This window comes from Arthrobacter sp. 179 (assembly GCF_052379645.1).
Classification (GTDB): Bacteria; Actinomycetota; Actinomycetes; order Actinomycetales; family Micrococcaceae; genus Arthrobacter_H.
Genome location: NZ_JBQSYU010000016.1, coordinates 40,526 through 64,513 on the forward strand (window position 1 = coordinate 40,526; position 23,988 = coordinate 64,513).

The 23,988-nt window shown below is 67.6% G+C and carries 22 protein-coding genes; 13 read left to right on the forward strand and 9 right to left on the reverse strand.

Annotation, left to right across the window (positions count from 1 at the left end):
• Positions 1-4 precede the first annotated feature (4 nt).
• Genes ACT3UE_RS10780 through ACT3UE_RS10790 form a run of 3 tightly spaced genes read right to left on the reverse strand, consistent with a single transcriptional unit; the run spans position 5 to position 2,825 of the window.
• Positions 5-760, reverse strand: a complete 756-nt coding sequence (locus ACT3UE_RS10780; RefSeq protein ID WP_444553388.1) for an NUDIX hydrolase — start codon at positions 758-760, stop codon at positions 5-7.
• Positions 757-1,524, reverse strand: coding sequence for an endonuclease III (gene nth, locus ACT3UE_RS10785; RefSeq protein WP_444553430.1), 768 nt, complete (start codon positions 1,522-1,524; stop codon positions 757-759). The genes ACT3UE_RS10780 and nth overlap by 4 nt, the downstream gene beginning before the upstream one ends.
• Before the next feature lie 50 nt (positions 1,525-1,574).
• Entirely contained in the window at positions 1,575-2,825 is a 1,251-nt protein-coding gene (locus ACT3UE_RS10790) for a hypothetical protein (protein WP_444553389.1), read from the reverse strand.
• Positions 2,826-3,071: 246 nt separating this feature from the next.
• On the opposite strand from ACT3UE_RS10790, the gene acs reads away from it, so the two are divergent.
• The 3 genes from acs to ACT3UE_RS10805 all read left to right on the forward strand — a co-directional run bounded on the left by acs (position 3,072) and on the right by ACT3UE_RS10805 (position 6,626).
• The gene (gene acs, locus ACT3UE_RS10795; RefSeq protein WP_444553390.1) at positions 3,072-5,054 is read left to right on the forward strand and encodes an acetate--CoA ligase; all 1,983 of its coding nucleotides are present in this window, start codon (positions 3,072-3,074) and stop codon (positions 5,052-5,054) included.
• Between the two features lie 103 nt (positions 5,055-5,157).
• The gene (gene aroQ / locus ACT3UE_RS10800; protein WP_444553391.1) at positions 5,158-5,610 is read left to right on the forward strand and encodes a type II 3-dehydroquinate dehydratase; all 453 of its coding nucleotides are present in this window, start codon (positions 5,158-5,160) and stop codon (positions 5,608-5,610) included.
• A 32-nt stretch (positions 5,611-5,642) separates the two neighbouring features.
• Positions 5,643-6,626 (forward strand): DUF2332 domain-containing protein, encoded by a 984-nt coding sequence (locus ACT3UE_RS10805; RefSeq protein ID WP_444553392.1) that lies wholly within the window; start codon positions 5,643-5,645, stop codon positions 6,624-6,626.
• Between the two features lie 5 nt (positions 6,627-6,631).
• On the opposite strand, the gene ACT3UE_RS10810 is transcribed toward ACT3UE_RS10805, so the two are convergent.
• The gene (locus ACT3UE_RS10810) at positions 6,632-7,813 is read right to left on the reverse strand and encodes a MarP family serine protease (protein ID WP_444553393.1); all 1,182 of its coding nucleotides are present in this window, start codon (positions 7,811-7,813) and stop codon (positions 6,632-6,634) included.
• A 203-nt stretch (positions 7,814-8,016) separates the two neighbouring features.
• Between ACT3UE_RS10810 and ACT3UE_RS10815 the strand changes: the two genes are divergently transcribed.
• Positions 8,017-8,694: a Crp/Fnr family transcriptional regulator gene (locus tag ACT3UE_RS10815; RefSeq protein ID WP_444553394.1), complete on the forward strand. Its 678-nt coding sequence runs from the start codon at positions 8,017-8,019 to the stop codon at positions 8,692-8,694.
• A gap of 143 nt (positions 8,695-8,837) precedes the next feature.
• Here ACT3UE_RS10815 and ACT3UE_RS10820 read toward each other — a convergent pair whose 3' ends face one another.
• Together ACT3UE_RS10820 and ACT3UE_RS10825 are read right to left on the reverse strand one after the other, a co-directional pair.
• On the reverse strand, positions 8,838-9,743 hold the full coding sequence (locus ACT3UE_RS10820) for an NUDIX hydrolase (protein ID WP_444553395.1): 906 nt from the start codon (positions 9,741-9,743) through the stop codon (positions 8,838-8,840).
• An 82-nt stretch (positions 9,744-9,825) separates the two neighbouring features.
• Positions 9,826-10,251 carry a RidA family protein gene (locus ACT3UE_RS10825; RefSeq protein WP_444553431.1) on the reverse strand — a complete coding sequence of 142 codons (426 nt, stop codon included), beginning with the start codon at positions 10,249-10,251 and terminating at the stop codon, positions 9,826-9,828.
• Between the two features lie 265 nt (positions 10,252-10,516).
• On the opposite strand from ACT3UE_RS10825, the gene ACT3UE_RS10830 reads away from it, so the two are divergent.
• The 4 genes from ACT3UE_RS10830 to ACT3UE_RS10845 all read left to right on the forward strand — a co-directional run bounded on the left by ACT3UE_RS10830 (position 10,517) and on the right by ACT3UE_RS10845 (position 17,496).
• Positions 10,517-12,685, forward strand: coding sequence for a transglycosylase domain-containing protein (locus tag ACT3UE_RS10830; protein WP_444553396.1), 2,169 nt, complete (start codon positions 10,517-10,519; stop codon positions 12,683-12,685).
• A 29-nt stretch (positions 12,686-12,714) separates the two neighbouring features.
• Entirely contained in the window at positions 12,715-13,668 is a 954-nt protein-coding gene (locus ACT3UE_RS10835; RefSeq protein WP_444553397.1) for a metallophosphoesterase, read from the forward strand.
• A gap of 235 nt (positions 13,669-13,903) precedes the next feature.
• On the forward strand, positions 13,904-15,691 hold the full coding sequence (locus ACT3UE_RS10840; RefSeq protein ID WP_444566677.1) for an ABC transporter ATP-binding protein: 1,788 nt from the start codon (positions 13,904-13,906) through the stop codon (positions 15,689-15,691).
• On the forward strand, positions 15,688-17,496 hold the full coding sequence (locus ACT3UE_RS10845; RefSeq protein WP_444553399.1) for an ABC transporter ATP-binding protein: 1,809 nt from the start codon (positions 15,688-15,690) through the stop codon (positions 17,494-17,496). Before ACT3UE_RS10840 ends, ACT3UE_RS10845 begins: the two co-directional genes overlap by 4 nt.
• Positions 17,497-17,593: 97 nt before the next feature.
• Here the strand turns inward: ACT3UE_RS10845 and ACT3UE_RS10850 are convergent, their stop codons facing one another.
• Complete coding sequence (locus ACT3UE_RS10850) at positions 17,594-17,899, reverse strand: hypothetical protein (RefSeq protein ID WP_444553400.1); 306 nt, start codon at positions 17,897-17,899, stop codon at positions 17,594-17,596.
• 171 nt (positions 17,900-18,070) lie between these two features.
• Between ACT3UE_RS10850 and ACT3UE_RS10855 the strand changes: the two genes are divergently transcribed.
• Positions 18,071-19,309, forward strand: coding sequence for a helix-turn-helix domain-containing protein (locus tag ACT3UE_RS10855; protein ID WP_444553401.1), 1,239 nt, complete (start codon positions 18,071-18,073; stop codon positions 19,307-19,309).
• 31 nt (positions 19,310-19,340) lie between these two features.
• Here ACT3UE_RS10855 and ACT3UE_RS10860 read toward each other — a convergent pair whose 3' ends face one another.
• Together ACT3UE_RS10860 and purD are read right to left on the reverse strand one after the other, a co-directional pair.
• Entirely contained in the window at positions 19,341-20,246 is a 906-nt protein-coding gene (locus ACT3UE_RS10860) for a phosphoribosylaminoimidazolesuccinocarboxamide synthase (RefSeq protein WP_444553402.1), read from the reverse strand.
• On the reverse strand, positions 20,246-21,532 hold the full coding sequence (gene purD / locus ACT3UE_RS10865) for a phosphoribosylamine--glycine ligase (RefSeq protein ID WP_444566678.1): 1,287 nt from the start codon (positions 21,530-21,532) through the stop codon (positions 20,246-20,248). The genes ACT3UE_RS10860 and purD overlap by 1 nt, the downstream gene beginning before the upstream one ends.
• A gap of 53 nt (positions 21,533-21,585) precedes the next feature.
• Here purD and ACT3UE_RS10870 point away from each other — a divergent pair, with 53 nt between their 5' ends.
• Genes ACT3UE_RS10870 through ACT3UE_RS10885 form a run of 4 tightly spaced genes read left to right on the forward strand, consistent with a single transcriptional unit; the run spans position 21,586 to position 23,956 of the window.
• On the forward strand, positions 21,586-22,197 hold the full coding sequence (locus tag ACT3UE_RS10870; RefSeq protein ID WP_444566679.1) for a class I SAM-dependent methyltransferase: 612 nt from the start codon (positions 21,586-21,588) through the stop codon (positions 22,195-22,197).
• A gap of 34 nt (positions 22,198-22,231) precedes the next feature.
• The gene (locus tag ACT3UE_RS10875) at positions 22,232-23,230 is read left to right on the forward strand and encodes an asparaginase (RefSeq protein WP_444566680.1); all 999 of its coding nucleotides are present in this window, start codon (positions 22,232-22,234) and stop codon (positions 23,228-23,230) included.
• Positions 23,231-23,233: 3 nt separating this feature from the next.
• On the forward strand, positions 23,234-23,617 hold the full coding sequence (locus ACT3UE_RS10880; protein WP_444553406.1) for a sterol carrier family protein: 384 nt from the start codon (positions 23,234-23,236) through the stop codon (positions 23,615-23,617).
• Positions 23,618-23,620: 3 nt separating this feature from the next.
• Positions 23,621-23,956 carry a hypothetical protein gene (locus ACT3UE_RS10885; protein WP_444553407.1) on the forward strand — a complete coding sequence of 112 codons (336 nt, stop codon included), beginning with the start codon at positions 23,621-23,623 and terminating at the stop codon, positions 23,954-23,956.
• Positions 23,957-23,988 lie beyond the last annotated feature (32 nt).

Here is a 23,988-nt window from a genome sequence, read left to right on the forward strand (position 1 = left end):
CCGATCAGGAGAACGGGTGGGGTCTGGTCCTGGACGGATCCCAGGGAAGGGACCATCCCAGGTCGTCGAGCAGCCGGGACAACACGATCCCGGTGAACCCCCAGATGAGCCGGCCCTGCAGGTCGAAAGCCGGCGACCGGTGCTGCTGGCCTCTGCGGCTGACTTCGATGCTCAGCCGGTTCCGTGGATCCACCAGATCCGCGACGGGGGCACGGAACACGGAGGCCGATTCCCCCTGGTCGACGGCAAAGACCTCGCAGGGCAGCTTCCACCAGCCCAGCACGGGGGTCACCACGAAGTTGGTGACGGGAAGTTCGGCCGGCGGCAGCTGCCCCAGGATCTCCACGCCTTCCGGGTCCAGCCCGGTCTCCTCCTCGGCCTCGCGCAGCGCCGCCGCCCGGCTGGAGGAATCGGTGTCGTCGATGGCCCCGCCGGGAAAGGCGACCTGTCCCGGATGATTGCGCAGGGTCGCCGCCCTTTCGACGAACAGCACGTCCAGATCCGCGGGTGCGGTCAGCGGTGCCGCCGTCGCATCGATGTCGTCCAACCGCCCGAAAAGGATCAGCACCGCGGCCCGGCGGGCCCGGGAGTGGTCCATGCCATCGAACATCCACGAGGAGGGCATCTTGCTGACCCCCGCGTCACCGGCTTCGGCCATCGGACGGTGGCGTTCGATCACCTCCAGCAGGTCCTCGCGCGCCAGCCCCGATGTCACCTGCCGTCCGGGGGCCGCCTGGCCGTTGGTCTGCCGAGCGTTCATGCGCCCAACCCGAAGCCCAGCGCCCGCAGTTCGCGCCGCGATGTGCCCGACCGCATCAAATCCAGCAGGTCCTCACGTCCGGGCGCCAGCTCATATTTCAGCAGTTTCGCCGCCTTCACCGGGTCGACTTCCCCTTCCCCGTAGGACGGGCACAACGTGGCGATCGGGCATTGGCCGCAGGCCGGCTTCCTGGCATGGCAGATGCGCCTGCCATGGAAGACGATCCGATGCGAGAGCATCGTCCAATCACGTTTTTCGAAGAGCTCCCCGACGGCATGCTCGACCTTGACCGGATCGGTTTCCAGGGTCCACCCCAGTCGGCGGGCCAACCGCAGGAAGTGGGTGTCCACGGTGATGCCCGGGAGGCCGAACGCATTGCCGAGCACCACGTTGGCCGTCTTGCGCCCGACCCCCGGCAGGGTGACCAGATCCTCGAGACGAGAGGGGACCACGCCGTCGTACTCGTCGACCACGGCCCGGGCCAGCGCGATGATGTTGCTGGCCTTGGTCCGGTAGAACCCGGTGGAGCGCACCAGCTCCTGGACGTCCTCGAGCTGGGCCTCGGAAAGGGACAGCGGGTCCGGGTAGGCGGCGAAGAGCGCCGGGGTGGCCGCGTTTACCCGCACATCGGTGGTCTGGGCGGACAGGACCGTGGCGATGATGAGTTCGAAGGCGTTCTCGAAGTCCAGTTCGGGGACGGCATAGGGGTAGGTTTCGGCCAGGACCCGGTTGATCTTCCGGGCCCGGCGTTTGAGCCCGATCATCGTTTCCCGGTCACGGGGCGTCGCCTTCAGGGGGCGCTCGGCGGTCACGGTCAGGCTCGCTCGATCCGGCTCAGATCGCGCAGGACCCCGACCGCACCGTCGGAGGTCTGGACGAGGAATTCATATCCACGGTCCTCCAGGGCCAGGATCCACTCCCCCGGTTCCAGGACGAAGGAGTTGCGGCCGGTGGCTTCGTTGACCGCGGTGCGGCGGTCGGGGACGGCGAACCAGAAGGCCGTGGAGGCCGCGGCGTTCCCTCCGCTGGTGGCGGCGAAGGACTGTTCGGCGTCCTGCCGGGTGGCGGTGTCGCTGCCGGCGGCCACCGGATGCACGGTCGTCTGCGGTGCCGGGGCTTCGGCGGCGGGTTCCTGCGCTGCCGGGGTTCCCACGATGTCCTCCTCGACGGCCGGGGACCGGCGATCGGCGACGACCGGCAGGGCCCCCGCATCGGTGGAGGGTCCCGCTGCCTCAGGTTCCTCGCCTCCTCCGGCGGGCTCGGACGGCTCCGACGCTGCGGGTGCCTCGGGTCCTTCGTGCGCCTCGGGCTCCTCGGGCTCATCGGGTTCTGCCGCGGCGGGCTGCGGGTCCACGCCGTCCGTGGTGTCGGCGGCCCGGTCGGCGTCCGCGGATACCGGCCAGGCACCCGGAACCGGTTCGGGCGTCGTGCTGTGTCCGGCGGCCAGTGCGGTCGCCACCGTGGCCTCCGCCGTCGGATCGTGCGGCCGGTCCGCGGTGGACGGTTCCGTTCCGGTGGCGGACGGGGTGGCCGCAGCCGGGGCGTTCGACTCCGCGGGCCGGGTGTCGGCGCGGGGGGCGCTGGGGCGGATCGGACGGGTCAGCAGGGCCGTCTGACCGGGCGCGAAATCAAGCACGAACCCGGGAATGTAGGGGGCCGCCGTCGTGCCTGCGGCCATGACCAGTGCGCCAACCAGTCCCAGTAGGAACGCCGGGTTCATCGACATCACCGACGAGATGAAGAAGTACAGGATCCCCAGCAGGGACACCACCGAACCCAGCTGGTCCAGGGTGAGGGAACCAGCGGTCACCTTGGTCCTGCCGGCGAGCCGGCGCCAGGCGAACGCCCCGCCGATGATCAGCGGCAGGGCCAGCGAGATGAACTGGTTGAAGGCGGTCGTCTGATGGTTCCAGACGTTGGCATAGGAGCCGGCGCCGATCTGGAACGGCAACACGGATCCCACCAGCAGCAGCAAGGCACCGGCCATCACCACGACTTCGCGCAGGGTGAAGGGACCGGCCAGGGCCGGGGCGGCCCCCGACGAATCGGCGGAGGAACTAGCCACGATGACTCCTTTCGCCGCCCACTTCGTGACGGTCTGCAATCGACTGTGGGTCCCAGCCTATCGGCGGGGGACGGCCAACGCCGCACCCTTTCCGACGCCATTTCAGCCTCCGGGGCGCCTCGGGGCTACCGTTCACCGCAGAATCCGCACGGTGGGCGTCTCACTGCGTGATCGAGGCCACCACGAGCGGCGATCGGTTGTAACCTGACTCACAGCACTTAATTCCGCGCCGAAAGGATCCGCACCGTGTCGGACAAGCACTCCACCCTCGATAACCTCTCCCATGAGGACCGCAGCTTCGCGCCGAGCGCCGAATTCGCGGCCCAGGCGGTGGCCCGCGAGGAGTTGTACCAGCGCGCAGCCGAGGACCGGCTGGGTTATTGGGCCGATCGGGCCCGGGAGGCCTTGACCTGGGAGACCGACTTCACCGAAACCCTCGACTGGTCCGAAGCCCCGGTCGCGAAGTGGTTCGTCGGAGGCAAGGTCAACGCCGCCTACAACGCCCTGGACCGGCACGTCGAAGCCGGCCACGGCGACCGGGTCGCCATCCACTTCGAAGGCGAACCCGGCGATACCCGCCGCTACACCTACGCCGAGCTCACCGCCGAGGTGAAGCGGGCCGCCAACGCCTTCGGCTCGTTGGGCGTGGGCAAGGGCGACCGCGTCGCCGTCTACCTGCCGATGATCCCCGAGGCCGTCATCACCATGCTGGCCTGCGCCCGCATCGGCGCGATCCACTCGGTCGTCTTCGGCGGCTACTCGGCCGACGCCCTGCGCAGCCGCATCGACGACGCCGAAGCCAAGCTGGTCGTCACCGCCGACGGGACCTGGCGCCGGGGCAAGCCCAGCACGCTGAAGCCGGCCGTCGACGAGGCGGTGGCCGGTTGCGCCGGCTCGGTGCAGAACGTCCTGGTGGTCAAGCGCAACGGCGAAGACGTCGCCTGGACCGAGGGACTCGATGTGTGGTGGGACGACGTCGTGGCCACCGCCGAGCCCGAGCATGTCGCCGAAGGCCATGACTCCGAGCACCCGCTCTTCGTCCTCTACACCTCGGGGACCACCGGCAAGCCGAAGGGGATCATCCACACCACCGGCGGCTATCTGGTGCAGAACGCCGTCACCCACCGCGACACCTTCGACCTGCACCCCGAATCGGATGTCTTCTGGTGCACCGCCGACATCGGCTGGGTGACCGGCCACAGCTACGTCACCTACGGCCCGCTGCTCAACGGTGCCACCCAGATCATCTACGAGGGCACCCCCGACAGCCCGCACCAGGGCCGCTGGTGGGAGATCGTGCAGAAGTACGGCGTCTCCATCCTGTACACCGCCCCCACCGCGATCCGCACCATGATGAAATGGGGCCGCGACATCCCCGACGGCTACGACCTCTCCTCGCTGCGCGTGCTGGGGTCGGTGGGCGAACCGATCAACCCCGAAGCCTGGATGTGGTACCGCGATGTCATCGGTTCCAATGCCGGGGCCAACGGGGAGCGCAAGGAGAATCCGACGCCGATCGTCGATACCTGGTGGCAGACCGAAACCGGCGCCCACATGATCGCCCCGCTTCCGGGCGTCACGGCGGCCAAGCCGGGGTCGGCCCAGGTCCCGGTCCCGGGCATCAACATCGACGTGGTCGACGAGAACGGCGAAGCGGTGGCCAACGGCGAGGGCGGCTACCTGGTCATCCGCGACCCCTGGCCGGCCATGCTGCGCGGCATCTGGGGCGATATGCAGCGCTATAAGGACACCTACTGGTCCCGCTTCGACGGCATGTACTTCGCCGGCGACGGGGCCAAACGCGACGAGGACGGCGACCTCTGGCTGCTGGGCCGGGTCGACGACGTCATGAACGTCTCGGGCCACCGGCTCTCCACCACCGAGATCGAGTCCTCGCTGGTGTCCAGCGACCTGGTGGCCGAGGCCGCCGTCGTCGGGGCGAAGGACGAAACCACCGGGGAGGCCGTCTACGCCTTCGTCATCCTCCAGCGCGAAGCACGCAACGGGGAGGACGTCGTGCAGTTGCTGCGCAGCCACGTGGGCAAGCAGATCGGCCCGATCGCCAAACCCCGCGATATTTTCGTGGTCCCCGAGCTGCCCAAGACCCGGTCGGGCAAGATCATGCGCCGCCTGCTCAAGGACGTCGCCGAGGGTCGTGAGGTCGGGGATTCCAGCACCTTGGCGGACGCCTCGGTGATGCAGGAAATCGCTGATTCCGTGCGCCACTGATCCACCCGGTCCCGGCGGGGACTTTCCGCCCCGCCGGGACACTGTTGCTGCCACGCCCCGTCATACACCATGTGTAGGCGGGGCGTGGGGGTTTAATGAGGGCATGACTGTCACCACTTCGGAACCCCGCCGCGTCCTGGTCCTGAACGGGCCGAACCTGAACCTGCTCGGAACCCGCGAACCGGGGATCTACGGCACCGCGACCCTGGCCGACGTCGAGGCCCTGTGCCGGGACCGGGCCGCCGCACATGGCCTGGCGGCCGATTTCCTGCAGTCCAACCACGAGGGCGTGCTCGTCGATGCCATCCAGGCGGCCCGCGATACGGCGTCGGGCATCGTCCTCAATGCCGGGGCCTACACCCATACCTCGGTGGCGATCGCCGATGCCATCTCGGCGGTCGGGCTTCCGGTGGTCGAGGTCCACCTGTCCAACGTCCACGCCCGGGAGGAATTCCGTCATCATTCCTTCATCTCCCCCGTCGCCACCGCGATCATCATCGGGGCGGGCCTCAATGGATATGGGTATGCCATCGACCAGCTCGCCGGTCTACCCTGAGCTGAAGGACCCCCACCAGGCAGGAGCAGCCCATGGAGGAAACGCACGAGCCGGTGGCAGCGACCGCGGCCATCTACGACCAGTTCGCCCGGCACTGGTTCGCCGGACATTCACCGCTCTATGCCGCCTGGGCTTCCCGGGTCGCCGCCGACCGGGAGCTGGCCGCACTGGTGGCGACCCTGCCGGCGGCCAAACGCCAACCCAATCTGGTGTTCGCGGCCAGCCGTTTCCTGGGCTGTCCGGACCAGGACGCCGACACCCTGGCCCGGTTCCTGCGCGACCGCTGGTCCGAGGTCGCCGAGGTGGTCCTGGCCCGGCGCACCCAGACCAACGAACCGCGCCGGTGCGCCACCCTGCTTCCGGCCCTGGGGCTGATCGCCGCGGCCGAGGAACGGCCCCTGGCCCTGATCGAGGTCGGCCCCTCCGCCGGGCTCTGCCTGCTGCCCGACCTCTACTCCTATGAGTACGACGACGGCCCCCGACTAGGCACCGGGAGCCCCCTGTTGCGCTGCACCACCACGGGGAATCCGCCGTTGCCCCCGGCCCTGCCCCGGGTCGCCTCGCGGACCGGGGTGGACCTGAACCCGCTGGACGGCACCGATGCCTCCACGGTCCGCTGGCTTGAATGCCTGGTCTGGCCGGGGCAGGAGGACCGGCTGGCCACCCTGCGCGCGGCGTTGGGGAGGTTGGCGTCCCTGGGCCCTGAAGGGCCGACGCTGCTGGCCGGGGACCTGAACGACCGGGTCGCCGAGCTGGTGGCCGGGGTGCCGGACACCCATGCCGCCGTCGTCTTCCATTCGGCGGTGTTGGCCTATCTGTCACCGGCCGACCGGGCCCGCTTCGCCGCCTCGGTCAGGTCCTTGGACTGCCGGTGGCTCTCCAACGAGAACTTCTTCCTCGATGAGGCCGGCCGGACCGTCGACTCGGTCCAGGGGGACCGGTTCACGCTGGCCCTGGACTCGGTCCCGTTGGCCTACACCGGTCAGCACGGGGCCACACTGGATTGGATCGGTTGAAGGGCTCAGTGCGCCGAGCAGGCCCCGGTGGACACGGTTTCGGAATAGTCGGAGGCCTGTTCCAGGACCGGGCCGACTTCCTGCAGCGAGAGCGCATATCCCACCTCGGTGTCGCCCTTGGCCTTGGCGAAGATGACCCCGACCAGTTTCCCGGCATCGTCCAGCAGCGGGCCGCCGGAGTTGCCCTGTTGGACGTCGGCGCCGAGCTGGTAGATCTCTAGGGTGGAGGCGTCCGCCCCGTAGATGTTCTGCACCGAGATGCTGCGCAGCGACTGGACGATGGCGCCCCGGGCCTGGAACGGGCCGCCTTCGGGGTAGCCCATGTAGGTGGCCGAATCCCCGGTGGATAGATCCCGGCCTTCCTTCACCGGATCCAGTCCCAGGGAGTCCACCGCCAGCACGGCCAGATCCTGGGTGGAGTCGAAGTGGACCACCCGGGCGGGGAGCGCCCGGCCGTCGGCGGTGTTCACCACCGGTTCGGCGATACCAGCGACCACATGCGCGTTGGTCAGGATCCGGTCCGGCGCGACGACGAAGCCGCTGCCGGTCTGGTTGACCCCGCAGGCGAAGGCCGTCCCGGTGATCTTGGCCACCGACTCCTCCACCGTGTTGATGGCTTCCGGCTCCGCCTCCGCCGCGGCCCCGTCGGGGGCCGGGGCGAAGGGTTCGATCAGATCGGGGATGGACTGTCCCATGACCACCGAGCGGGCCTTGGCCATCGCCGAGGAGACCGGGTCGGGGGTGGCATTGCGGATCGTGCTGATCACCTGCGAGGAGGCGATCTGTTGGGATAGGAAGGGCAGGCCCATGCTCGCGGCGGAGAAGGCGATCGCCGAGATCACCAGGGCCGCGACGACGACGTTGGTGATCCCGCCCAGGAGCCGGTCGAAGGTCTTGATGACGGGGAAGTTCAGCAGCAGGCGCACCCGGTTGCCGACCGCCACCCCGATGGAATGTCCCAGCAGCACCAGGACGACGGCGGTGGCGATGACCCAGAAGACCCGCCAGCCGGCCGTGGTGACCCAGCTGGAGACGAAGGGGATCGCGTAGAAGGCTCCGACCCCGCCGGCCACCAGGCCGACCACCCCGCCCAGGGTGACGAACAATCCCTTGCGCAGACCCGAGATCAGGAAGGCGACGAACGACAGCAACAGCAGGATGTCGAGCCAGCTGAACCCGAAAATCACCAATATCTCCTACCGTCGCGTGGGGCTGCGGCGGGTTTCCGGCAGGCGCCGGTGCCCGCACGGCTCCATCAGTCTACGGGCACGCCCGGGTCAAACATTGGTGCTGAGGGCTGAAATCATGCCACTATCGTTGTGGAAGGTGTCACATCGGTTCTGACTACGGCACAATAGGACAAGCGCCATCACACTTGCAAGGAGAATTCATGGACATCGAGGTACTGCGCCGGGCACCACTATTCACGACGCTCAGCGACGAAGTATTCGCCGCCCTGACCGAGGAATTGATCGAGGTCGATTTGTCACGCGGGGCATCAGTGTTCCGCGAGGGGGATCAGGGCGACCAGCTCTACTTCATCGTTTCGGGCAAGATCAAGCTCGGGCGTACCGCCCCGGACGGACGGGAGAACCTGCTGGCCGTCCTCGGTCCGGGTGAACTCTTCGGGGAAATGGCCCTGTTCGACCCCAGCCCGCGCAACGCCACGGCAACCGCCGTGTCGGAGACCCGTCTGGCCGGGCTGCGCCACGAGAACCTGCGCAAGGTCCTGCAGAACTCCCCGGAGGTCTCGGTGCAGCTGCTCCAGGCGTTGGCCCGCCGTCTACGCCGGACCAACGAGTCGCTGGCCGATCTGGTGTTCTCCGATGTCCCCGGCCGCGTGGCCAAGGCCCTGCTGGATCTGGCGGACCGTTTCGGCCGCCCGGCCACCGACGGGGTGCTGGTCGCCCACGAACTCACCCAGGAGGAACTGGCCCAGCTGGTCGGGGCCTCCCGCGAGACGGTGAACAAGGCCCTGGCGGAATTCGTCCAGCGTGGCTGGCTCCGGCTCGAAGCCCGCGCCGTGGTGATCCTGGACATCCAGCGTCTACGCCAGCGTTCGCGCTAGGGCCGTAGCCTCCGGGCGGTACCCACCGCCCCTCGTTCCACCCCCGCCACCGGGGACGCCCCACGACGGGGTCCCGGGGTGGGGGTCGTTCGTTTAAGCGCCGGGCCGGCCGTGCTGCAGGGCTCGGCCACGTTGGACCCGGTTCAGCGTCCGCGGGCGCCGGCTCCGCCCTCCGTGGCGGTACTGATGCTGACGTCGAGGTAGAAGGACCCCTCGACCTGGGTCAGCTTGGGGTGGTAGGACTTCATCCGGCGGCGATGGGAGAGATAGGCCACCGTGCCGCGGGTGGTGGCCACCTTCTCCAGGATGAACTCCACGGCGGGTGTGGTGATCCTGCTCAGTTCCTGCCCGCGGGTGTCCTGCTGGTCGACTTCATCACCCAGAGACGAGGTGGCACGGCCCTTCAGGACCTCGGCGGCTGACTTCCAGGCGCCCCAGACCCCCTTGCCCTGCAGGAGGCGGGCCTGTTGCTGCGGCGGCAAGGCCGCGGCGAAGTAGCGGGTGTCGAAACGCCGGTGGGCGAAATCGGGGCTGATCCAATGTGAGAGCGGACGCAGCAGGTCGGTCCGCAGTCCCAGCCCCCGCTTGGCCAGCATCGCGGTGAAGGAAATGTCCTGTCCGGCGACGGCCTCGCGGATCTGCATCCATTCGGTGGTGTTGGTGTTCTCCACGATGGACAGGGCGTCGGAACCGGCCAGCAGGATACCGGTCTCCTCGAAGAGCTCGCGCACCGCGCAGATGATGTGGCTCCGGGCGAAGCGGTGGTCCAGCACCCCCAGTTGGGCGCCCCACCAGCCCAGCGACGGACCGAACCAGTCGGTGTTCTCGTCGTCGCCGGCTTCGAAGCTTCCGCCGGGAAAGGCCACCGACCCCAGCGGGGAACCGCCCGGGCGGTACGTGAGATAGGTCTCCACCCCCCGGGGCGAGTCCCTCAACAAGACGACGGACGAGGCCTTCCGGGCGGCACGCGGGGTGCGGCTGCCATAGGTGATCCAACTCTCCGCCGCCCCGTATTGGGACGGCGGGAGCGGAAAAAGTCGCCGGAGCATGCCGGTGCGGGGTGTGGCGGATTCCGCTGGACGCGGTCCCCCGCCCCGACCGGACACGCCCCCGACGACGGGTCGTGACGAATCAGCTGAATTCGGCAATCAATTCAACTTCGACACAGGCGTCCAGCGGCAGGGCCGCCACGCCGACGGCCGACCGGGCATGAATGCCCGCATCGCCGAAGACGGTGCCCAGCAGCTCGGACGCCCCGTTCACCACGCCCGGCTGGCCGGTGAAGGACGGGTCGGAGGAAACGAATCCGACGACCTTGACGATCCGGGTGACCCGGTCGAGGTCGCCGATCATCGATTTCACCACGGCCATGGCGTTGAGCACCGCCGTGGCGGCTTGTTCCTTGGCGGTATCGGCGTCGACCTGCGCACCGACCTTTCCGTTTGCTGTGAGTTCGCCGTTAATGAACGGCAGCTGTCCCGAGGTGTGCACGAGGTTGCCGGTGATCACTGCAGGCACATAGGCGGCCACGGGTGCTGCCACCTGGGGCAGGGTCATCCCGAGTTCCGCAAGACGCTGTTCGACAGCGGATGAAGGCTGGTTTTCCACGATTTCAGGTTTCCTTTCGGACTACTGCTTGGGGCGTTTGAGATAGGCCACTGGAGCATTGCCGTCGGGCCCGGGAATGACGGTGACAAGCTCCCAACCGTCATCTCCCCATTGGTCCAGGATCTGCTTCGTGGCGTGAATTATCAGCGGTAAAGTCGCATACTCCCATTTCGTCATACCGAATACGTTAGCCCCTCCGGCTAAACTGGTCCGCATGGCGTCTAGAAAGTCCCCCTTCTTCAACACTGCAACCACCCTCGGCAAGATCGTGGCCTTCTTCGGGGTCAGTGCACTCTGTGGGGTCCTGGCTGCCGGAATGCTGGTGCCCGCAGCCTCCGTGGCCGGCTCCACCGCAGCGATCGGGATGGACTTCTTCGACGCACTGCCGGCGGAGCTGAAACAGGAGCCGCTGTCCCAGCCGTCCAAGGTCGTGGCCAAGGACGGGACGACCCTGGCCACGTTCTACGCGGAGAACCGCACGCCGGTCGAACTCGACGAGATCTCCAAGGACATGCAGAACGCCATCGTCTCCATCGAGGACGAACGCTTCTACGAGCACAACGGCGTGGACCTGCGCGGCATCGCCCGCGCTGCCGCGCACAACTTCACCAGCTCCTCGCAGCAGGGCGCCTCCACGTTGACCCAGCAGTACGTGAACAACGTGCTGATCAACGCCAAGTTCCTCAGTGGTGCCGATAAATCGGACATCACCTACTCCGGTACCAAGGACCTCGCCGATAAGCTGCGCGAGGCCAAGCTGGCGATCTCCGTGGAAAAGGAATTCACCAAGAAGGAGATCCTGCAGGGATATCTCAACCTGGTGCTCTTCTCCGGGACCAACTACGGTGTCGAAGCCGCCGCGGAACGCTACTTCTCCGTCCATGCCAAGGACCTGAACATCCAGCAGTCGGCCATGCTCGCCGGGATGGTCCAGCGGCCGAACACCTTCGATCCGATCAAGAACCCCGATCTGACGCTCAAGCGCCGCAACACCGTGCTCGGTGCCATGCTCAAGACGGATTCGATCACGAAGAAGGAATATGACAAGGCCGTGAAGACGAAATTGGGGTTGAAGCCCAAGGACGTGAAATCCGGATGCGTGGCCGCCAAGTCGGCGAACTACTTCTGCGATTACGTCTCCCACGAGATCATGAAGGATCCGGCCTTCGGCAAGACGAAGAAGGAACGCGAGACGCTGCTCTACCGCGGGGGATTGACCATCAAGACCACCTTGGATCCGCGCCTGCAGAAGGAAGCGGAAAAGGAAACCACGAAGACCATTCCCGCCGACGACAGCTCCAACATGGGCTCGGCCATCGTCACCGTGGAACCGGGCACGGGCAACATCCTGGCCATGGCCCAGAACAAGAAGTACGGCTCGGATCCGGACGATTCGTCATACACGACCTACAACCTCACCGCGGGCCGCTCCATGGGCGGCACCAACGGCTTCCAGGGCGGCTCGACCATGAAGCCCTACACCGCGATCGCCTGGCTGGAGGACGGCCGGCATATGTGGGACAAGGTCAACGCCCAACGCCGGCTGTACGACGCGAACTTCCATTGGAAGGCCTCCTGCATGCCCAAGGGCTACGTGACCGTCGACGGCGGCTACGAACCGAAGAACTTCGACGCGGGCTTCCGCAAACCGATGACCGCGGACTACGGACTGTACTGGTCCATCAACACCGCGACCGTCAACGAGGCCTCCCAGCTCGACCTGTGCAAGATCGCCGACGTCACCGAGCGGGTCGGGCTCTTGAACGCCGCGACCGGCAAACCGATCACCGGGGCCAACCCCTCGTTCGTGATCGGCGCGGATCCGATCACCCCGCTGGCCCAGGCCACCGCGTTCGCGACCTTCGCCAATAAGGGCGAATACTGCAAGAACCGGGCCCTGACCTCGGTCACCGACGCCGCCGGAAACTCCTATAAGGTCCCCGGCGAATCCTGCGAGCAGGTCATCGACGAGCAGGTCATCGCCAACCTGAACGGCACCTTGAAACGGATCGCCGGCACCCGTGTCGCCAAGGGCACCATCGACAAGCCGATCGCCGGCAAGACCGGCACCAACAACACCGCGTCCTCCACCTGGTTCGTGGGCTACAGCACGGGCATGGCCACCGCTGCCTGGACGGGCCGCTTCGATGGGAACGCGCAGATCAAGGGCGTGGAGATCAACGGCAAGCGCTATTCCAACCCCGACTCCTCGACCCTGGCCGCGCCCTTGTGGCTTGAATACACGAAGGACGTCATCGACTACTATCCGGCCAAGGGCTTCGGGAGCAAGGATTCGAAGCCGGGCAAATCCCCGGACCACAGCGATTCGCCGGACAACGGTCCCGCCGGTGACGCCGGTGACGACAACAACGACGACGATTAACGGCTAGGACGAGGGAGGGCACCCACGCCATGGGCGCATCACAGGACATCACGCAGGCCGTCAAACGGGTGGTCCCGGTCGCGGGGGCCGCGGCCGGCATCGGGGCCTCGTTGGCCGGGCTGGCCATCGGCTACGGGCTGCTGGAACGCAACGCGTTCACCATCCGCCACGAGACCGTCCAGCTCCTGCCGCCGGGGATGCCTGACCTGCGGGTGCTTCATCTGTCCGATATCCATCTGGTGCCGGGCCAGGATGCCAAGAAACGCTGGCTTCGTTCCCTGGCCGGGCTGGCCCCCGACCTGGTGGTCAATACCGGCGACAACCTCAGCCACCGCGATGCGGTCCCGGAACTGCTGGAGGCCCTTGAGCCGTTGATGGCCTTCCCCGGGGTCTTCGTGCCGGGCTCCAACTGCTATTACGGCCCGCGTCTGAAGAATCCGCTGCGCTACCTCACCGGCGGGAGGGACAAGCCCCGCAACCTGGCCAAATTCACGCTGCCCTGGCAGCAGATGCATGCAGGGTTCGGCGCCGCGGGCTGGACCAATCTGACCAACCGGGCCATCTCCAAACCGCTCAACGGGGTCCGCTTGGACTTCTCGGGCGTGGACGACCCCCACCTGAAGCTCGAGCAGTTCGCCGGCTGGCCCCGCGGTTCCTCCACCGCCGGCGAAGCACCCCATGTGCGCATCGCCCTGACCCATGCCCCCTACCAGCGGGTGCTGGACCAGTTCACCGACTCCGGTGCCGACATCATCTTCGCCGGCCACACCCATGGTGGCCAGATCTGCGTGCCCGGCTACGGCGCCCTGGTCAGCAACTGCGATCTGCCGACCTGGCGGGCCCGCGGTCTGACCGAATGGGAGCACCGGGGCAAGACCGTCCCCCTGGAGGTCTCGGCAGGCATCGGGACCTCCAGATACGCCCCGGTGCGCATCGCCTGCCCACCGGAGGCCGTGTTGCTGACGTTGACCGCCCGCGACTGAAACCCTCGTGACAATGGCCCGGGAACCACGTCGGAAATCCTCTCCCGGCGCCTCCGGGCCCACGATCCACGCTCCCGGTGGACCACGACACCTCGCTGATTGATGAAACCCAACCGGTGGTTGTACGCTGTCTTTGATTGCTGTAGGCAAACACAACAGATCGAGGACGCCCTCCGTGGTGCAACACCAGAATAGTCAGCAACAACCCCAAGCCCCAGCGTCGTTCTGGCAGACCGTGAGCCGGCTCGGCCCCCAGGTCCGCCCCTACGTCCCCCGCCTTTTCGCGGGGTTCCTCTGCGCCCTCGGAGCCGGCGTGGTCGCGTTGACGATCCCGCAGGTCCTGGGCCAGATGGTCAAGTCCGTCCTGCATGCCGGTGGCTCATCGGCCGACGTCTGGTTCAGTGTCGGCATCGTCGCCGCCCTGGGCCTGGCCGAAGCGGTCCTGGTCTTCTTCCGCCGGATCTTCGTGATCACCCCTGCCGCACGCATCGAAACCGATCTGCGCGTGGGGATGTACCGGCATCTGCAACGACTCCCCGTGGCCTTCCACGATAAATGGGGGTCCGGCCAGCTGCTCTCGCGGTCAATGGCCGATCTCGGGCTTCTCCGCCGCTGGTTGGCCTTCGGCTCGATCATGCTCATCGTCTCCACGGTGACCGTCCTGGTGGGGCTCACGCTGATGTTCACCAGCAGCTGGCTGTTGGGGGCGATCTACCTGGTCGGGGCCATCCCGATCACCATCCGGGCCTTCTACTTCCGCAACGTCTTCCGCATCGCCAGCCGGCTCAGCCAGGACCAGGCCGGCGACCTGGCCACCAATGTGGAGGAATCCGTCCACGGCATCCGGGTCATCAAGGCCTTCGGCCGCGGCAGCGAGGCCCTCGAGGGATTCGGCGTCCGGGCCAGGCGCCTGCGGGATACCGAAATCAGCAAGGCCCGCACGCTCTCCGGCTTCCTGATGTTCGTGGTCTCCATCCCCGAAGTCACCCTCGGGGCGGCCCTGCTGGTGGGCATCTGGCTCACGGCCCAAGGCCAACTCGACGTCGGGGACCTGACGACCTTCTTCGCCACCGCCGCCGTCCTGGCCGCCCCGGTGGAGGGCATCGGCATGCTGTTGGGCATGACCCTGACGACCAAGACCGCCCTGGATCGCCACTTCGACGTCATGGACACCGTCAACACCATCGACTCCCCCGCCACCCCGATCCACCCGGAACGCCCCGACGGACGACTGAGCCTGCACGACGTCTCCTTCAGCTACCCCGATGCCCGCCCCGGGAGCGCCCCGGTCCTGGACGGGGTCGATCTGGAGGTCGAACCCGGAGAGACCATGGCCCTGGTGGGGACCACCGGGAGCGGCAAGTCGACCCTGCTGCAGCTGATCCCCCGACTGTATGAGACCTCCGGCGGTTCCGTGGCCATCGACGGCGTGGACGTGCGCAACTACGATCTCGCCGAGCTGCGCACCGCGGTATCCGTCGCCTTCGAGGACACCACCTTGTTCTCCTCCTCGATCGCCGAGAACATCCTTTTGGGCGCCTCCCTCCCCCCGGGGACCGACCCCCGCACGGCCCTGGCGGAGGCGCTCGACGTCGCCCAGGCCCAGTTCGCCCACCATCTCACCGATGGCGTCGACACGGTCATCGGCGAGGAGGGGCTGTCCCTGTCGGGGGGCCAACGCCAACGCATCGCCCTGGCCCGGGCGATCGCCGCCAAACCCCGCGTCCTGGTCCTGGATGACCCGCTCTCGGCCCTGGACGTGCGCACCGAGGAGGCCGTCACCGAACGCCTGCGGGCGGTGGTCGCCGACATGACCACCCTCATCGTCGCCCACCGGCCCTCCACCGTGATGCTCGCCGACCGGGTCGCACTGCTGCGCAACGGACGGATCGACGACGTGGGAACCCACACCGAGCTCCTCAACCGCAGCGCCCACTACCGCTACGTGATCGCCAGCCTGGACGACCCGCCCACGGTGGAGGACGTCCTGCAGACCAACACCGGAAAGGGGCCCGGAGCATGAGCGGCACCCGAGGCGTCGAGAACGAAGACCAGATCCTGCTCGGCCGCGAGGACCGGGCCCGGGTCAGGTCCCGGTCCTGGGCCCTGCTCAAACAACTGGCGGCCACGCAGAAACCCCTCCTGAGCCTCACCGTGGTGCTGGTGATCGTCTCCAACCTGGCGCGGGCCTCCTTCCCGCTGATCGTCGCATGGTCCATCTCCTGGGCCCTGCCCCGGCTGATGGACGGGGACACCGCCCCCTTCGCCCTCACGGGTGGGCTCTACATCGTGGCCGGACTGCTCGCGGGGATCCTGCTGGGCTGGTACAACCTCTGCACGGCCAAGGTCAGCCAGGCCATGCTGCTGACCTTGCGGATGCGGGTCTTCCGGCACACCCAACTGCTCAGCCTGGAGTTCCACGAGAAGTACACCTCCGGACGAATCATCTCCCGGCAGACCTCGGATCTGGAGACGCTGCGCGAACTCCTGGATCAGGGCATCTCGGAACTGGCCTCCGGCATCGTGTTCATCACCTTCACCGCCGTGAGCATCTTCCTGCTGGACTGGCGCTCGGGGCTGGTCATCCTCTGCGCGCTCATCCCCATCTCGGTGATCTTCCGGTGGTACCAGAAGCGTTCCGAACTGGTCTACCGCGAGTCCAGGGTCTTCTCCGCCCGGCTGATCACCTCCTTCGTGGAGACGATGACCGGGATCCGTGCGGTCAAGGCCTTCCGGAGGGAACGCGAGAACAACGAGAGCTACCGCAAGGTCGCCCACGACTACCGTGACAACTCCATCCGTTCCATCAACCTCTTCGGTGTCCTGCAACCGTCCCTGGTCCTCATCGGGAACCTGACGGTGGCCGCCCTGCTGCTCTTCGGCGGCTTCCGGGTCCTGGAGGGGACCCTGGACGTCGGGACGCTCATCGGCCTGCTGCTGGCCGGCAAACGGGTCTTCCAGCCCGTGGACCAGATCGCCATGTTCTACAACTCCCTGCAGGCCGCCACGGCGGCCCTGGAAAAGGTGTCGGGGCTGCTCGAGGAGGAACCCACGGTCGTGGAACCGGTGGAGCCCGAGCCGATGGAGGAGCCCACCGGGCATATCGAATTCCGGCAGGCGGTCTTCGGCTACGGGGACGGGCCGGTGATCATGGAACGATTCGACCTGGACATCCCCGCCGGCCAGACCGTGGCCGTCGTGGGCCAGACCGGCGCCGGGAAATCGACGTTGGCAAAGCTCATCGCCAGGTTCTACGACCTCTCCGACGGGTCGTTGTCCCTGGACGGGGTCGAGCTGAGCCGGTTGGCCAATGAGGACCTGCGCCGGGCCGTGGTCATGGTGACCCAGGAGGCGTTCCTGTTCTCGGGAACCGTGGCCGAGAACATCGCCCTGGGCAAACCAGGGGCCTCCGTCGATGAGATCGTCCTGGCGGCCCGGGCCGTGGGGGCCGACGAGTTCATCAAGTCCCTGCCCGACGGCTACGACACCGATGTCAATAAGCGCGGAGGTCGGGTCTCCGCGGGCCAACGCCAGTTGATCTCCTTCGCCCGCGCCTTCCTGGCCGACCCTGCGGTGCTCATCCTGGACGAGGCCACCTCCTCCCTGGACATCCCCAGCGAACGGCTGGTCCAGCGCGGCCTCCAGACGCTGCTGGGCCAACGGACGGCCCTGATCATCGCCCACCGGCTGTCCACCGTGGAGATCGCCGACCGGGTCCTGGTGGTCCATGACGGACGGATCGTCGAAGACGGCACTCCCGACGAACTGGTGCGGGCCGGCGGACGCTTCGCGGCCCTGCATGACGCGTGGCAGGACAGCCTGAACTAGCGTCCGGCACGCACGAAAATGGTCCGGCCCCCGGAGGGACCGGACCATTTCCTTCTGACATCAATGCTCCTGCGGCGTTCCTTCCGGAACCCCGGGATCAGGCGATGGCTGCGTGCGGCCAATCGCCGACGGCCACCGTCGAATGCGGCCAGTCGCCCACGTTGATCGTGGCGTGCGGCCAGTCGCCCACGGCAACTGCCGAGTGCGGCCAATCCCCGACATTGATCGTGGCGTGCGGCCAGTCACCGACGTTGATGGTGGCATGTGGCCAGTCGCCGACTGCTACAGAGGAATGCGGCCAGTCACCGACGTTGGGGGTGACGTGGGGCCAATCGCCGACGGCCAGAACCGAACCGGCCGCCAGGGCGGCCGTGGCCGCGAGCGCTGCAACAAGCTTTTTCAATGTCTTCTCCTTGTGTGGGTCGCCACGAATTCTTCGATATATACCTCAGTGAGTGGCGCATCACTTAACATTCATTGTAAATTGGAGGGAACATGTTTCGTCAAGGTTTGCTACCAGACCTTTTCGAATAACACCGAGTTATTCACTTCCAGTTCGTTCTAAGGGGTTTCCATGGGAATCAAATTCGGCGAAAAGCTCCGCCATGCTCGCCAGCAGATGAAATTGACCCAGGCCCAGCTCGGACACGGGAAATACTCCACGAGCTACATCTCCCTGCTGGAGACCGGAAGCCGCGAGCCGACCTCGGATATCATCACCGAGCTCTCCTCCCGGTTGAACCTGGACCGCGAACTCATGGATTCGTGGAACACCCCGGTTTCGGCCGATGAAGCCGAGTTCGTCCTCCTGGAGCACCGTGCCCGCCAGTCCTTCACCGCCCGCGAATATTCCGATGCCGGGGAAACCGCTGCCGAAGCGGCCTCGGTGGCGCTGCGGCTGAAGAATTCAAGTGCGTGGTGGAACATGATGTTCCTGCGCGCCGAGTCTTTGCGTGACCAGGGCCGTCACGATGAATACCGCACCACGGCCGAGGAGGTCCTGAACCACCCGCTGACGGACGAGTCCCTGGCGCTGAAGGTCCGGGCCGAAACGCTGGTGGCCAATGCCTATCTGGGATTGGGCAAGCTGCATATCGCCGTCGAACATGCGATCACCGCCGTGGAACTGGGCAAGAACCTGCCCGGTGATTCGCTGATCTACATCGGCGCCTTGTTCTCCCTCATCGCCTCGCTGGCCGAATCCGGACAGCTCGACGCCGCCTGGACCAGCTGCGAGGCCTTGGCGGATGCGGTGGCCGAGGGCGCCCCCAGCCAGACCGCCGGCAACGCCTACTGGGCCATCGGCAACGTGGCCTTCAAGCGCCAGGACATCGTCTCGGGGCTGAGCAACCATCAACTGGCCGCCCAACGCCTGCTGCCGGCCAGCGACATCGAACAGTGGGCCCGCTTCAACAAGGCCTCGGCGTCGATGCGGCTGACCGCCGGGGTGGTCGAACCCGAAACCCTGGAGTGCATCGAAAAGGCCGAACTGGCGATCAGCGTCATCGGGGGCAACCCGGCCGAGGCCCTGGAACTGCGCCTGATCCGGGCCCGCTGGCTGCACCTGAACGGCCAGCCCGAGCAGGCGCTCGAGGAACTGGCCCCCGTGGAGAAGGACCGCGAGATCCTCTCCCAGCACCTCCAGGGCGAAATCGACCTGCTCACGGCCCGCTGCATGGTCGGGATGGGCAACGGCACCGAGGCCATCGACCATCTCGCCCGGGCCCAGCAGGCCTTTGCGTTGGCCGGTTCCCCGGACCGCGCCTCGTTGGCGATCGAGCTGGCCACGGAGATCCGCGCTTCACGGCGTTAGGGACCCTCCGTGGCCGGCGGGGCCCGCCCGCTCAGGCCGTGAAGGTCTTCCCGGTCAGGCGTTCGTACGCCTCGATGTAGCGGGCCCGGGTCCGCTCGACGACCTGCTGCGGGAGCGGCGGTGGCGGGGTCGTGCCGGCACGGTCCCACCCGGAGTCATCGGAGACGAGCCAATCGCGGACGAACTGCTTGTCGAAGGATGGCTGGGCCCGCCCCGGGGCGTAGGTGCGGGCATCCCAGAAGCGCGAGGAATCGGGGGTCAGCACCTCGTCGCCCAGGGTGATGGTCCCGGTGGCCGGGTCCAGTCCGAATTCGACCTTGGTGTCGGCCAGGATGATGCCGCGCCCACGGGCGATCTCCTCCGCCCGGGTATAGATGCCCAGGGTCAGGTCGCGCAGTTGCCCGGCCACCTCGGCCCCGACCCGTTCCACGACGGCGTCGAAGGTGATGTTCTCGTCGTGCTCGCCGACCTCGGCCTTCGCCGAGGGGGTGAAGATCGCCGGTTCCAGTGCCGAGCCGTCCACCAGTCCCTCCGGCAGGGGAAGTGAGCACACGGTTTGGTGAGCCGTGTATTCGGCCAACCCCGACCCGGTCAGGTATCCGCGGGCGATGCATTCGACCGGGTACATCTGCAGTTTCCGACAGACCATGGCCCGTCCGGCGACGGCGTCGGGCACTTCGGTGGAGATGACGTGGTTGGCGAATCCGTCGAGCTGGTCGAACCACCACAGGGACAGCTGGGTGAGGACCTTGCCCTTATCGGGGATGGGGGTGTCCAGGACGAAGTCATAGGCGCTGATGCGGTCGCTGGCGACCACCAGGACGCGATCCGACTGCTCGGCGTCGATCCCCGCGGGGGTGTACAGATCGCGGACCTTCCCCGAATACAGGTGGTCCCATCCCGGTAGTTCCAGGGTCTCGGTGGTGAAGTCGGTCATCAGTGGCCTTCCGGTTCGACGATGATTTTTCCTTGTTCCGCACGCAGGCCGATGTCGGTGCGATGCTGGCTGCCCGCGAGGCCGATCCGTGCGATTCCCGCATAGGCGCGTTCCCTGGCCGCTGCCAGGGAACGCCCCAGTCCGACCACCGCCAGGACCCGGCCCCCGGCGGAAACGGTGGTCCCGGCATCGTCCAGCGCCGTTCCCGCGTGCAGGACGCTGACCCCCTCGAGGGCTGCCGCCTCGTCGAGCCCGGTGATGGCGTCCCCGGTCACCGGTGCCTCCGGGTAGCGGGCCGAGGCCACGACGACACCCACGGCCGTCTCCGGACGCCAGGTGAGCGGTTCGACGTCGTCCAGGGTGCCCTGGGCCGCCGCCAGCAGCAGCGAGCCCAACGGGGTCTTGAGCCGGGCGAGGACCGCTTGCGTCTCGGGATCGCCGAACCGCGCGTTGAACTCGATGACCCGGATGCCACGGCGGGTCAGCGCCAGCCCGCAATACAGGACCCCGGTGAACGGGGTCCCGCGGTCGGCCATCGCCTTGATGGTCGGTGCCGCCACCCGTTCGATGACGTCGTCAACGAACCCCTCGGGGAGCCATTCCAACGGGCTGTAGGCGCCCATGCCCCCGGTGTTCGGGCCCTGGTCGTCGTCGAAGATGCGTTTGAAGTCCTGGGCCGGTGCCAGCGGAACGGCATGCCGGCCGTCGGACAGGACGAAGAGGGAGACCTCGGGCCCGTCCAGGAATTCCTCGATGACGACGCTGCCGCCGGCGGCGAAGCATTCGGTGGCATGGGCCAGGGCCTCGTCGCGGTCCCCGGTGACCACGACCCCCTTGCCCGCGGCGAGCCCATCGTCCTTGACGACATAGGGTGCCCCGAAGGCATCGAGGGCGTCGGCCGCGGTGGCGGCATCGGTGGCGACCCGGGCCATGGCGGTGGGGACGCCGGCGACGGCCATGATCTCCTTGGCGAAGGCCTTGGATGCCTCGAGCTGGGCTGCGGCCTTCGAGGGGCCGAAGATCGGGATGCCCGCGTCGGTCAGGGCATCGGCGACCCCTGCGGCCAGCGGGGCTTCCGGCCCGATGACCACCAGGGATGCTTCCAGCGTCCGCGCCAACGCAAGGACGGCCTCCGGATCCTGGGCATTGATGGCATGGACCGGCACGTCGCCGGCGATGCCCGCGTTGCCCGGTGCTGCATGGACCTCGGTGACGAATGGATCGTCGAGGAGGGAACGGATAATGGCGTGTTCGCGGCCGCCCGGGCCAATGACGAGTACCTTCACGATCCCCTAGCCTACCGGGGCGGATGGCCCCCGGCGTGAGTAGGCTGGTCCCCGTGCGTAAAGAAACCCTGTGGGAAGCCCAGTGCAAGGAAAACCCGGGACATTCACGGTCCTATATCGAACGCTTCGAGTCCCTGCGGGCCGAAGGCGCCGACCTCGACGGTGAAGCCCGTCTGATCGATGCCATGCTCCCGCGGAGGAGCAGGATCCTGGACGCCGGATGCGGCCCGGGACGCGTGGGCGGGGAACTGGGCCGACGTGGCCACCAGGTCCTGGGCATGGACGCCGACCCCGTGCTGCTTGCGGCGGCGAAGACCGCGTTCCCGGAGCAGGGCTGGAGGGTCGGCGATCTCTCTGACTCCGGGCTGTCCGCGGAAGGGGCGGTATTCGACCTGGTGGTCTGCGCCGGCAACGTCATGGCCTTCCTGGCGCCGGGCACCGCCCCGGAGGTGTTGCAGGGATTCCACTCGGTCCTGGCCCCCGGAGGCCGGGCCGTCATCGGGTTCGGCACCGATCGGGGCTACGCCCCGGAGGACTTCCTGGCCGACGCCCGGGCCGCCGGCTTCACGGTGGACGGGCTGTTCTCCAGCTGGGATCTGCGCCCCCACCCCGGGGACACGAATTTCCTGGTCGCCGTCCTGGGCCGCGCGTCCGCGGATGCCTGAGCCGGATCGGCGGGGCGGCGAATACACTGGGGGCATGCCACAGACCCACTCCGACTTCGCCGACCTGGCTGTCATCGACCGCAGCGGCCTCGTCGAGTCGCGCCATGCCGGTACTGCCGTCGTCCTGGGGGCCGACGGGGCGGTCCTGCACGCGCTGGGCGATATCGACGCCCCGATGTACCCCCGTTCCTCGCTCAAACCCTTCCAGGCACTGGCCTCCATGCAATCCGGGGTCCCCTTGCGCGGCGCGGAGGTCGCCTTGGCCTGCGCCAGCCACGTCGGCAGCACCGAGCACCAGGAATTGGCGGCCTCGATGCTGTCCAAGGCGGGGCTGACGGACGACGATCTGCAATGCCCCGCGGCCTGGCCCCGGCATGAAGCCACCCGGATGGAGGCGATCCGTTCGGGCGGTTCCCCGTCCCGCCTGGCCTTCAATTGTTCGGGCAAGCATGCCGCCTTCCTCTGGGCCTGCACCGAGAACGGGTGGGACACCGCCACGTATCTGGATCCGGATCATCCCCTGCAACGCCGGGTGGTCGAGGTCGTGGAGGACTACGCCGGGGAGAAGATCACCCATCTGGCCGTCGACGGATGCGGGGCCCCGGTGCCCGCCATTTCGTTGCGGGGCCTGGCCTCCGCCACCGGACGGCTTTCCCGCTCCCCCGGCAACAAATCCTCCGACGCCCGCGCCACCACGATCGCCACCGCCATGCTCGACTACCCCTGGGCCGTGCACGGGCACGGGGAGGAGAACACGGTGGTCATGGAGGATCTGGGCGTCATCGCCAAGCTCGGTGCCGAAGGGGTGCTGATCCTGGGCACCTCCGATGGTGTCTCCTGCGCCCTGAAGATCCGTGATGGGAATGCGCGGGCCGCCACGCTGGTCGGTCTGACCCTGCTGGCCTCCGTCGACGCCGTCGAGATCGATGCGATGACCGCCGTCCTGGAAAAGATCAACAAACCCGTCCTGGGTGGTGGCCGACCGGTGGGGCGGATCCGTGTCGCCAAGCCGGTCCTGGATCTGTTGGACTAGGACATGGCCGTACGACGACGGATCCCCGCCGAGCAGGGGCTCGCGGCGCTGTCCACCTGGCGGCGGACCGACGCGGACGCCCGCGCCGACCTGCCCCGGCCCACGGTGGCGATGGCGGTGCGCTACGCCCTCGAAGAGCTTTCAGAACGGGCCGAGGGCAATTCGGTGGAGGTCAGGGTCCCGCCCTTCGGGGTCGCCCAATGCGTGGCCGGCCCGCGCCATACCCGCGGCACCCCGCCGAACGTGATCGAACTCGAGGCCGCCGTCTGGCTGCCGCTGGCCACCGGTGAACTGGACTGGTCCGAAGCGGTGGCCTCCGGTTCGCTCTCGGCCTCGGGGTTGCGGGCGGACCTGTCCGAACATCTTCCGCTCTTCGGTATCCTTTAGGGTATGGATTCACCCCGTTCCGCGCCCGTTCCCCCCGACCGCGACCGCGGCTCCGCTTCCGAGTCCGTCGAGGTCTCGGTGTCCAGTTCACCGAAGTTCTGGCCCTTCGTCGGCGTCGGGGCCTTCATCGGCGTCCTGGCGGCCATGTTCACCGCCCTGGCCGGGGATCCGGGAGCCGAGTTCACCCGCGGATCGGTATTCGGTTTCTTCGCCGTGGTCTTCGCCTTGGCGGGGGTCCTGCTCGGTTCCATCGCCTTCCTGGCCGTCGATGCGGTCCTGCGTCGGCGCTCCACCCGGGCCCGTGCGGTACCCATGGATGACGGGAACGCGTCAAAGTAGCAGCTTCGGGACCTTCCGGGCACCCACAACGT